At 56.4% G+C, this 9,918-nt stretch carries 12 protein-coding genes; 9 read left to right on the forward strand and 3 right to left on the reverse strand.

Annotated features, from left to right (window positions below; all coding sequences use genetic code 11):
- Window positions 1–648 precede the first annotated feature (648 nt).
- The 7 genes from LZD57_RS23715 (at window position 649) to LZD57_RS23745 (ending at window position 5,575) form a co-directional block, all read left to right on the forward strand.
- Window positions 649–933: a plasmid mobilization protein gene (locus LZD57_RS23715; protein ID WP_233722059.1), complete on the forward strand. Its 285-nt coding sequence runs from the start codon at window positions 649–651 to the stop codon at window positions 931–933.
- Window positions 930–2,249 carry a relaxase/mobilization nuclease domain-containing protein gene (locus LZD57_RS23720; protein ID WP_233722060.1) on the forward strand — a complete coding sequence of 440 codons (1,320 nt, stop codon included), beginning with the start codon at window positions 930–932 and terminating at the stop codon, window positions 2,247–2,249. The genes LZD57_RS23715 and LZD57_RS23720 overlap by 4 nt, the downstream gene beginning before the upstream one ends.
- A 400-nt stretch (window positions 2,250–2,649) precedes the next feature.
- Window positions 2,650–3,288, forward strand: coding sequence for a helix-turn-helix domain-containing protein (locus tag LZD57_RS23725; RefSeq protein ID WP_233722061.1), 639 nt, complete (start codon window positions 2,650–2,652; stop codon window positions 3,286–3,288).
- Between the two features lie 415 nt (window positions 3,289–3,703).
- Window positions 3,704–4,063, forward strand: coding sequence for a type II toxin-antitoxin system RelE/ParE family toxin (locus LZD57_RS23730; RefSeq protein WP_233722062.1), 360 nt, complete (start codon window positions 3,704–3,706; stop codon window positions 4,061–4,063).
- Entirely contained in the window at window positions 4,060–4,356 is a 297-nt protein-coding gene (locus tag LZD57_RS23735) for a helix-turn-helix domain-containing protein (RefSeq protein ID WP_233722063.1), read from the forward strand. Before LZD57_RS23730 ends, LZD57_RS23735 begins: the two co-directional genes overlap by 4 nt.
- A 97-nt stretch (window positions 4,357–4,453) precedes the next feature.
- Entirely contained in the window at window positions 4,454–4,675 is a 222-nt protein-coding gene (locus tag LZD57_RS23740) for a hypothetical protein (protein WP_233722064.1), read from the forward strand.
- 183 nt (window positions 4,676–4,858) lie between these two features.
- Window positions 4,859–5,575 carry a hypothetical protein gene (locus LZD57_RS23745; protein WP_233722065.1) on the forward strand — a complete coding sequence of 239 codons (717 nt, stop codon included), beginning with the start codon at window positions 4,859–4,861 and terminating at the stop codon, window positions 5,573–5,575.
- A gap of 243 nt (window positions 5,576–5,818) precedes the next feature.
- Here the strand turns inward: LZD57_RS23745 and LZD57_RS23750 are convergent, their stop codons facing one another.
- The gene (locus tag LZD57_RS23750) at window positions 5,819–6,013 is read right to left on the reverse strand and encodes a hypothetical protein (protein WP_233722066.1); all 195 of its coding nucleotides are present in this window, start codon (window positions 6,011–6,013) and stop codon (window positions 5,819–5,821) included.
- A 170-nt stretch (window positions 6,014–6,183) separates the two neighbouring features.
- Between LZD57_RS23750 and LZD57_RS23755 the strand changes: the two genes are divergently transcribed.
- A complete protein-coding gene (locus LZD57_RS23755) occupies window positions 6,184–6,756 on the forward strand; it encodes a tyrosine-type recombinase/integrase (RefSeq protein ID WP_233722067.1) in 573 nt (190 codons plus the stop codon).
- Between the two features lie 10 nt (window positions 6,757–6,766).
- On the opposite strand, the gene LZD57_RS23760 is transcribed toward LZD57_RS23755, so the two are convergent.
- Together LZD57_RS23760 and LZD57_RS23765 are read right to left on the reverse strand one after the other, a co-directional pair.
- Window positions 6,767–7,495 (reverse strand): J domain-containing protein, encoded by a 729-nt coding sequence (locus LZD57_RS23760; protein WP_233722068.1) that lies wholly within the window; start codon window positions 7,493–7,495, stop codon window positions 6,767–6,769.
- A gap of 2 nt (window positions 7,496–7,497) precedes the next feature.
- Window positions 7,498–9,237 (reverse strand): type IV secretory system conjugative DNA transfer family protein, encoded by a 1,740-nt coding sequence (locus tag LZD57_RS23765; protein WP_233722069.1) that lies wholly within the window; start codon window positions 9,235–9,237, stop codon window positions 7,498–7,500.
- A gap of 160 nt (window positions 9,238–9,397) precedes the next feature.
- On the opposite strand from LZD57_RS23765, the gene LZD57_RS23770 reads away from it, so the two are divergent.
- The gene (locus LZD57_RS23770; protein ID WP_233722070.1) at window positions 9,398–9,823 is read left to right on the forward strand and encodes a hypothetical protein; all 426 of its coding nucleotides are present in this window, start codon (window positions 9,398–9,400) and stop codon (window positions 9,821–9,823) included.
- Window positions 9,824–9,918: the final 95 nt, after the last annotated feature.

Consider the following 9,918-nt stretch of genomic DNA (forward strand, 5'->3'; position numbering starts at 1 on the left):
TCCTGCCCCTTGTTCGATCCGCGCCGGAGGCGTGAATCGAACCCGCGCGGAGCGCGGGCATTCTGATGCCCCTCGTCCCGATACCTCACGCGCACCGTCGCGCGCAGAGGAGGCATAGCCCTTCACCGCGCAGCGGCGGCGAGCCGCAGGGACCCGCGCCCTTTTGGGCGTGGGTGGGCGCAGCCGGGGCTATGGCGGAGCGAGCACGGCGGTAAGCTGGCGGGCGGGTCGAAACAGATCCAAACTTTTGCGAGTGCTGCTTAGCCCGAGTTTGGCCCGCGCCTTTTTGCAAAAAAGTTGAGCGCACAGGGGAACGGTCAGGCTTCTCGTATCGGCCCTTAGGCCGATCAAAAAAGGCCGCTGCACTTCAGTCGTGGGCGCTGCGTTTGCGGCCTTTTTTGAAGTGCTTCAACCGTCATACAGATGGTCAAACAGCCTGTCGAACGGCCCGTTATACAGTCTTTGACGCAGCAGCAGAGATTGGCCATAATGGGCGCGGCGTTAGAAGATAGCCAGATGTGTTTTTATTTACATAATAACCTGGCCAAAAGGAGGGCGAAAGCCCCCCTCTGGACACCCCCAGAACCGCGCATGTGAAACGAAATGGCCCGACCCAAAAAGAACCCTGCCGAGCTTCGGACGCACCACATGGCCGTCATGCTTACGGTCGAGGAGCGCGCCCAGATCGAGACGGCGGCCGAGGCTCTTGGCTTGTCGGTTTCGGAGTTCGTGCGGCGGCGCTCTCTAGGTCACCGGATGCCTGCGAGCCGGACGGGGGAAGACAACCGGGCCGTGTTGGCGACGGCATTGCTGCGGCTTGGCGTCAATCTCAACCAGATTGCCAAGCACATGAACGCCGGGCGATCCGCGCCGCCCCATTTGCCTGAGTTGATCGCCACCATCGACCGGCACGTTGAACGGCTGGCCGAATGAACGGCGTGGACATTGGACGAGGGCAGTCGTTCAAGGGACTGTCAAACTACCTGTTGCACGACGAGCTGCAGCAGACGGCCGAGCGCGTCGGCGCGGCGTGGACGTGCAACATGGGGTCAAACATTCAGCCCGAAAAAGCATGGCTTCATATGCTTTGGACGTACAATTCCGCGGACGCGCTGAAGGCCGCCGCGGGCGCTCGCCGCGGCGGTGCGAAAAACGAAAAGCCCGTCTATCACTACAGCCTGAATTTCAATCCGGCCGACAACCCGACCGCCGACCAAATGCACCGCGCCGTCGCGCAGTCGATGGACCGCCTTGGCCTGGGCGAGCATCAGGCTCTTGCCGTCGAACACCGGGACAAAGATCACGCCCACGTTCACGTCATGGTCAATCTGGTCCATCCGGAGGACGGCAAAACCGCTGCGCTGTCATACAGCCACCGAAAGCTCTCGACCTGGGCGGCGGAGTTCGAGGACGCGGAAGGGTTAGTCGTCACGGCGGGAAGGCGGGAAAACCAGAAGCGGCGCGAGCAAGGCGAAAAGACGAGCTGTAAACGCAAGACCCGAAACGCCTACAAGGCGGCAGCGGCGAACGATGATTTCAGTTTCGAATTTGCGCAGGCCGATGAGCGCGGACAACTGGCCAAGCTTCTCAGTGACGGACGCGATCTTGAAGCCAAGCACGGGCGCGAACGCCGGGTTCTCGATACAAATTTCACCGACCAGACGAGAGCGGCCGACCGGGTGCGCGAAAAGCTCATCAAGAAGACGACGGCCGAGGTCAAACAGGGCATGAAGCCGCAATGGGCGGCTCTGTTTCGTCAACACGAGGCGCAAAATCGTGGACACGAGGCCACTGAAAACACCCTCCTGGGGCTGTTTTCGAACATGGTGACGACCTACCGCCTGAAGGTTCGTGAAGGGCATTCCCCACTTGCCGCTCTCGATGCAGCCATGTCCTCGACCGGCCGCCGTGCTCATCTCGACCAGGCGCAGTTTCAGGACCGGATGAATCTCGCCGCGCGGCAGCGCCAAGAGGTCAAGGAAGCAACTAAGACGATCCGCGCGACCTCGCACGACTACAAAACAGGTTTGCGGGCGGACTATTTCCGGCAGCTCGCCCAGCTGAAGACAGCGCAGGCGGCGGAACAGGCGGAAATTAAGGCCCGCTGGCGCGCCTTGAATGACGCCCGGGGCGAGGTCGAACGGGAGATGCAGGAACGCCGCGAGCGCAGGCAACAACGGCAGGCGCAAGGACAGCGGCGAGGCATGGGCTATCGCTATGCCATGCGGCCGAACGGTCCCAGGCGGTAGGATCTGCGAACAGATTCGCGCGCGGGATCTACGGCAAAAATCCTCAAACCTTAAAAATTCTTTTCGGAACGGGCCGACTCTGGCACGATGGCGTGATGCCGCGCGGGAGATTCGCCCGCGCATCACTCACCGAGCCCGGAGGAATCTAGGCCCAGAAACACGAAAACCCGCCGAAAGGGCGGGCTTCATATCCGGGGACAGCCCGGGAAACTTCATGATGTGGTGTCTGAAGCTTCCCAAAATCCCCGGCCTTTTGCAAGCGGATTCTTGCCACGGCACCGCTTTGCCAAAATTTGACGCCCCGCCCCTTCGGCCCACAGGTCCGAGAGGGGGACGCATGCAAAGCTTAGGGGACATTCTCCAACACCAACCGACACCAGGGGGACGGCGGGGCGCACCCGTGCGCCGCGAATCCCGCGCGAAAGGGCGCGAGGGGACGTTCTGGCGGCCCACGACGCGCCAGGACGTGCGCCAGCTCGTCCTGGCCGCGCGGCGCTATGACATGGCAGGCAGGCAGGGCGGGCAGCGTAACGGCCCGCTTGGCCATATCGCGCTCGAGGTGCTCGAGCTGCTCGCCCACCTGGTCGATTTTCGCAGCGGGCGTCTCGATCCGGCGCTCGAGACAATCGCCGCCAAGATCAAGCGCTCGAAATCCGCCGTCGTCGATGCGCTCAAGGCGCTTCGCCAACATGGTTTCCTCGACTGGCTGCGGCGCTACGTGCCGACCGCCAACGAGGGCGGCCGAGGCCCCCAGGTCCAGCAGACCAGCAACGCCTACCGGCTGTTCCTGCCGGCAGCCGCGCGCCGGCTGCTTGGTCGCTACGGGATGCCGGCGCCGGCGCCCGACGATCACGACCACGCGCAGGCGATGAAGGCCGCCGAGATCGAGGCCATGCGGGCAGAGTTGCCGTTGAAAGACGATCTCTTGTTCAACATCGAACCGGGGCCGTTAGAGGCCGCGCTCGCCCAGCTGATTGAAAGTCAGCAGCTTGAAAAACAACGTGAGTCCGCCAAGGCGTCTGAACCCATGTCTAATTAATATTCATAGGCGGAAATCGCCCTGACGGGCGATTGAGTCATTTGTTTTTCTCTCGACCCGCCCGCCAGCTTACCGCCGTGCTCGCTCCGCCATAGCCCCGGCTGCGCCCACCCACGCCCAAAAGGGCGCGGGTCCCTGCGGCTCGCCGCCGCTGCGCGGTGAAGGGCTATGCCTCCTCTGCGCGCGACGGTGCGCGTGAGGTATCGGGACGAGGGGCATCAGAATGCCCGCGCTCCGCGCGGGTTCGATTCACGCCTCCGGCGCGGATCGAACAAGGGGCAGGACGAGACAGCGAAAGGTCCCTGAATTCAGGGCAACCGAGAAATCGCAACTGTCTACCAGGGGTGCTTGTGACGCACTTTGTAAGGAATACGTACCTATTGCGAAAATCGTACCTTACATGGTACATTCCCTTATGACTGACCTGCAGAAGAAGAGGTTCCCGGCCCGGTTTTTCCAAAACGAAAAAGGGACAATGCCCGTGCGGGAGTGGCTTTTGTCGCTGACGGACGAGGATCGGCGCATCATCGGCAGCGACATCAAGACGGCTGAATTTGGCTGGCCCATCGGAATGCCGCTGTGCCGCTCGCTCAAGAACCAGCCCGGCTTATGGGAAGTGAGGAGCAGGCTTTCCGGGGGGCGCATCGCCCGCGTGTTTTTCTGCGCCCATGACGGCCACATGGTGCTTTTGCATGGCTTCGAGAAGAAGACCCAGAAGACCCCGGATCATGAAATTGCAGTGGCGGTTAAACGTATGAAAGGACTAAAACAATGAACGGCGATGACATCGAAAGAGGGACGCTTGGCGAGAGCTTCGACAGCTTCCTGAAAGATCAGGGAATCCATGAGGAAGCGACGGCGACCGCGACAAAGCGCGTGATCGCCTATCAGCTTCAACAGATCATGGAGGAGCAGGGGATCACCAAGACCGAGATGGCCCGCCGTCTCGCAACCAGCCGCGCGCAGCTCGACCGGTTGCTCGATCCCGACAACGAGACCGTGACACTCGCCACCCTGTCCCGCGCGGCGCACGCCGTCGGCCGGACGATCCGGCTGGAACTCGCCTAGATTATGGATCGCGGGGCCGAAGAATTATTCACGCCTTGGACGGCCGAGCAGCATGAGACTTTGCCCCAGGACGAGCAGCCGCGTCGAGTGTGAAGCCGTGACGCCGATCGATCAACCGATCAGCTTCAGAAGGCCGTCAAATGACGAACTCACTCGATCCATGCGGGCGATTGCCTACACGTTTCGACAGGGAAGACCCGCGACACCCTCGCAGATCGCCCGCAAGGCAGGCGTGACCGTCGAAACCCTCTTTTACGCCTTGAGCTACCTTCACGACATGATCGGTGATCGGGAAGCCTTTAGGCCGCTTTTTCACTGATCGCGCTGATCAGCCGGAGAATATGGAAAGCCCCTTGAACCATGCTGAACAGGCGAGTGCGATCATTGACGCTATGGACTTATCGATTAGCAATGATGCGTTTCGCAATGCCGTGCTCGAAGTGATCGCCTTGCGACCGAAGCGTTCGATAATGACGGCACCCATAAAGCTTATAGGAAACAAATGACGCGTCATTTATATTCTAATAATTATAAAGGTTCATATTACATTGAGAAAGGATCAATTAAAAACTTATGCACTATTGCGCAGAATTTAACTGGTACATTACCAGAAATAACAATTGTTTTTTCCGAAAATTACAAAATTGTTGATAATAATTTGGATGTTTTGTGGGAGCATCCGTATTTTAATGCTTACATTCCAAAATCAATTCAAATTGCTTCCGTTTCATTCTCTGAAGGAAAGAAAAATATATTCTTTATAAATGCGACTAGTGAATACGGCATACCAGTCTTTTCCGTACATTTAGAAAGTGCCGATTCTTTAGACGAGTCTATACATAAAGTTGCTATCGTAGAAAAATCGTGCCGAACATTTTTCTCGTGGTTTTTCAGAAACGCAAGAAACATCATGAATTATATTATCCGTATATCACTATTATTCCTTGTTTTGATTCTATTGTTACTTTCATTTTATTCGAAATATGAAAACATTTCGGAATTCCCAATTCGAGCTAATATAATATCTGCAATATGTACAATATCAATATTAGCAATTTTCGATTTTTTCGTTAAAATCGCAATACCAAAATTTAATTTTGATGTTGGAGCATCGAAAAGAGAATATGATTTAATGAATAATTACAGGAATCAAGGTTTTGCTATAATAATTAGTGCAATATTTGGTGCAGTAATAGGGCGAGTTTTAAATTTTTGGTAGTCTGTTCTGGCGGGTTATTGATCGCGGCGATATCCATGACTCGTAACTGGAACCGATTAGGAGACAGATCGCAGCCAATATCCCGGACCGTATACATTACAGGTCCAAACACTGGGTAAGAGCATTATAAGGCAGGCGTTTCTTTGTTCGTCACCAAGGCCCCAAGGCTTTGAGGATGCGATCACCTGACGCAAAAACGACCAGTTTTGCAACCTGCTTTGAAACAGAATTGCCAATTCTGTTTCAGATAGCAGCGCTTCGCTGTGATGTTTGGGAGTTGGCGCCGGTCAGCTCTCGCTGGGCTCGTTTCTCGGTCACGCGGATCGCTGAAACGATGGTGGCATGAAGGTTTTGCGCCTCGTGCACCAGTTCGCGGTCTTCGAGATGCTCCATCTTCTCGGCAAGAGCCCTAGCCTGGGCTTCGATCATTTGCAGCATAGTGCCCCACCCTATGGCTGTCTGACAAATGTGCGATAACAGGAGCTTAGCCGATTTTTCGGGGGTGTCATCCTGTTTTTCGTGCCAGCACAAGCTTTGCGCAAGATTCAAATGTCAGGCGGCGCGATCGACGCTCGGTTTTGAAACACTTTCATAGTATTCTGTTTCAAATGACCGATCTCATCGACCCGCAGGGCAACCGCCTCTATCTGACCGCCGCCGAACGCGCGGCCTTCCTCACAGCCGCCGCCAAGGCCCCGCGCGAGGTGCGATCCTTCTGCGAGGTGCTGCACTTCACCGGCTGCCGGATTTCCGAAGCTCTGGCGCTGTCGGTGAAGCGGATTGACCTCGATGGCCAGGCGCTCGTGTTCGAGACGCTGAAGAAGCGGCGCAGTGGCATCTACAGAGCCGTTCCGGTCCCGCCCCGGCTCCTTGATACCCTCGACCTGGTGCATGGCGTCAGGGAGGCCCACACGCGGCGCGGCGATCCTCTCCTATGGGATTGGAGCCGCACAACCGCTTGGCGGCACGTCAAAGCCATTATGGAGACGGCGGGGATTACCGGCCCCCATGCCAGCCCGAAGGGCTTGCGCCATGGCTACGGCGTTGCGGCGATCGGCGCGGCCGTGCCGCTCAACATGCTGTCGAAATGGATGGGGCACGCCACCATAGAGACGACGGCGATTTACGCGAACGCGCTTGGCGAGGAACAGCGGTCGATAGCCGAGCGCATGTGGAATTGATGGAAAGCTCTTAAATTTTCGATTTCAATAAATCGAAAGCCTCATTGACCATTCTGGCCATTGCATTAGACCCACCATGATCTGGATGTACGCGCAAAAGCAATTGCTTGCGCCGTCCCTGAAGTTGTTTTAGATCGTAAATCGGGGGGAGTTCAAATAATTCCAAGGCGTCTTTAAATTTTTGGTCTGAATTGTTTCCGTTGTCTCTCCTGCTATTATTATTATTGTTTTCATTTTCATCTTTATTGCTTTCCTGATTTTTCTTGTGATTATCTTGATCTCGCCTTGATTTGGCGCGGTTTTCCTCTTCTTGTCGAGCGCGCTCTTCAGAAGAGAGGCGGTTTGCGAAATCTCGTTCGCTTTTTTCTTTTTGTCTTTTAATTTCTTCACGTTCTGCCGCTTCAACTTCATATCGTCGTTGCCGAATTCGCTCTTCTCTTTTGTCAAATAATGTAATAATAAATGGGACAACAAGTGAATTTACAAATAATAAGATTGAAAATACGATAATTCCGTTAATAAACTTCATTAAATCGACTTTATTATAACTAACTACCGTTAGAAATCCGCCTGACAATATAAACATTGCGGTCGACCATACGCGAGATGCGCCGACAATTTCATTATCTATTACAGAATTAATGTTGAATATTTGATGTAATATCCCCCATATGACCCATAAAAATGATATAATGTACAGGACAAAGAATAATATTACAGAAATATCGATAGCAGTCATTTCTACCTGCCTCGGTAAGGGTTCAAATCAGCCCGCTTACGCATGGTTCGTCGTTTGAAATACGGCACTAGCCGTGCCTGGATTGGGTGAGGAATTCCAGCGATCGACAGGACCATGCGGCCACGCTTGGCGCGATAAATCTCCTCAGGCCGGAGCAGCGGGACGCCTACCGACGAGAAGCTGTCCCTGTCGGTTTTGTCGCCTTCAGAAAGGCCGCGATTGGCTCGCGAGGTCTCGCCCATCATTTCTGAGGCGTCTTTGGCTACGCTCCATTCTGTGATGCCAAAGAACTGGGTGATGGTGGCGAGGCCGAGCAGTGCGGCAGCGCTTTCGCGGCCATAGATTGAATCGAACGCAGCCCGCGTTTGTGAGAAGAGCCACACGCGCAGACCCGCTTTGCGGAACTGCCCGATCATATCGCGCAGGTCGGGCAACAGGCCGAGGGCCGGAGCTTCATCGACAAGGAAAGTGACAGACCGGGCAGGCCCTGGCCTGCCGACCGCCATTCCGAGCGCCCCGATCATCAAGTTGAGCCATGGCTGGGCCGTGCGCAGATGCTGCGATGGGCAGACGAGATAGACGGTCATGTCGTGGCGCGTGAGATCGGCAGCGTCGAAGCCGCTTTTCGCGACATGCTCCCCGAGCGGCGTCAGGGGTTCATAAGTCGCAGCCGCCTGCTGAACCCGGGCGATCACGCCCGCCCATTGTTCCGGCGCATCCGCCTGGATGCCGAGAAATTTCTTGGCGCGCGGTACGATTTGCGGTTGGCCTGCCTTCACCATCTTCACCAGGCTTTTTTCGATTTCGTCTGGTGTGCGGTGAACAAAGAGAAAAAGCTGGCCCAATGTGCGCTCTTTCTCAGGGAAATTCAGCATCATGTGGACCAGCACCAGCGACAAGAACTGCACAGAATCGATATCGAAATAGTCCCCTTGGTCCCTGTTGATCGTGACCATAAGCAGCCTGGCCATGTCGGCGCATTCGGCCGCCAGATGAGGCCCTGTGTCGATGAGGGACAGCGGATTAAATCCAGTGTCATCCAACAGGTTCGCCCATTGTTCGGAGGCCGTGAAATCCCCGGCATAAGGGTTCAAGATCACGACCGGTCCGCGTGTGGCTCTGAATCGCCGGGTGATGGCAGTCAGCTCGCCGGACGGATCGTTGACGACGAATGACCCTGGCTGATCAGTCAAAAGGTTCGGCACCACCAGACCGGCGGACTTGCCGCTACCGGGCGACGCCAATGTCAGAATTTGCGCTTCCCCGTGGTGATACAGATCGCGGCGCACGAGGCCGAATAGCCCGCGCCACTCGCCCAGGAACAGGCCGCCAGGCTTGAACATGCCTGCCCGCTTGAGCGTCCAGAAGCCTGCCCAGCGGGTTTTCCCGAAGGGCGAGCTGCGCACTACGAGCGAGCGTAGAAAGCGCCGCCAGGGCAGTCCTATGAACAGACGACCGGCGGCGAGATAGACCCGGACAGTGATGATGAAGGCTAAAAGGCCGACGAAGAATTGCGTTGCGCCGCCTGCATCGGGCGGCAACAGCTCCACGACGGCGAAAACGGGGTAAAACAGGACGTAGAACAGTCCCTTGACGACGCTCTCAAAAATGAAGGCAGCCCAATGGGCGAAATCCCATTGCTGCTTGCGATCTGCCAGATCGGAAAAGTGCTGGAAAAGCTCGTCTGCATTTTTGAATTCCTGCGCAGCCAGCTTGTACGACACCCAATCAAACACGGTCACACATTACTCCATTAACCACCTGATAATGAAGAAAAAGCACTGTGCAACAAGAGGGGGAATTTATGGGGGGAACGACCTGTAAATTTTCGGCTTGGTTCGACAGTTCGAGACATGGTATAACACCATGTAAAACAACGTCTTACTTTAGGCACTTAATGTCATGGAAAAGCAGAAAAAAAGCCGTTCGACAGCCCGCAAACAGGCCGGGGGCGGCAATGTGTGGGGCGTTCGCGGCGTCAGTCCGGAAACTCGTGTAGCGGTTGGCAAGGCCGCGCGGCGGGCGGGAGTCAGCATTGGGGAGTTTTGCGACCGCGCCTTGCGCGATGCCGCGACCGAGACCTTAAAGGATCAGCCGCCCGCCCCACGGCTGGAGGACACCCTAGCGCAGATCGCTGAAAAGATGGCGGCGCAGGCCGAAGCCCAGCAAGAGCGGGACCGTCAGCTATCAGCTCGCCTCGACGCCATGGAAGCCCGTACAGCCGCCCAGGCCGAAAAGGGCAACAAGACACCTGCCGAAATCCTGAAAGCCCTTAGCGGCTTTTTCCGGCCGAAAGCGCCTGCCCCGGAGAGCGACAAGGCTGCTTGATCCTGCCCCTTGTTCGATCCGCGCCGGAGGCGTGAATCGAACCCGCGCGGAGCGCGGGCATTCTGATGCCCCTCGTCCCGATACCTCACGCGCAC

Source organism: Jiella avicenniae (assembly GCF_021390325.1).
GTDB classification, from domain to species: Bacteria; Pseudomonadota; Alphaproteobacteria; order Rhizobiales; family Rhizobiaceae; genus Jiella; species Jiella avicenniae.

What these genes read in the sequence shown, in the direction of transcription:
- LZD57_RS23750 (WP_233722066.1), bottom strand. Translation starts at nt 6,013, where the DNA reads ATGCTGCAAATGATCGAAGCCCAGGCTAGGGCTCTTGCCGAGAAGATG.
- LZD57_RS23720 (WP_233722060.1), top strand. Translation starts at nt 930, where the DNA reads ATGAACGGCGTGGACATTGGACGAGGGCAGTCGTTCAAGGGACTGTCA.
- LZD57_RS23715 (WP_233722059.1), top strand. Translation starts at nt 649, where the DNA reads ATGGCCGTCATGCTTACGGTCGAGGAGCGCGCCCAGATCGAGACGGCG.
- LZD57_RS23745 (WP_233722065.1), top strand. Translation starts at nt 4,859, where the DNA reads ATGACGCGTCATTTATATTCTAATAATTATAAAGGTTCATATTACATT.
- LZD57_RS23760 (WP_233722068.1), bottom strand. Translation starts at nt 7,495, where the DNA reads ATGACTGCTATCGATATTTCTGTAATATTATTCTTTGTCCTGTACATT.
- LZD57_RS23735 (WP_233722063.1), top strand. Translation starts at nt 4,060, where the DNA reads ATGAACGGCGATGACATCGAAAGAGGGACGCTTGGCGAGAGCTTCGAC.
- LZD57_RS23755 (WP_233722067.1), top strand. Translation starts at nt 6,184, where the DNA reads ATGACCGATCTCATCGACCCGCAGGGCAACCGCCTCTATCTGACCGCC.
- LZD57_RS23730 (WP_233722062.1), top strand. Translation starts at nt 3,704, where the DNA reads ATGACTGACCTGCAGAAGAAGAGGTTCCCGGCCCGGTTTTTCCAAAAC.
- LZD57_RS23770 (WP_233722070.1), top strand. Translation starts at nt 9,398, where the DNA reads ATGGAAAAGCAGAAAAAAAGCCGTTCGACAGCCCGCAAACAGGCCGGG.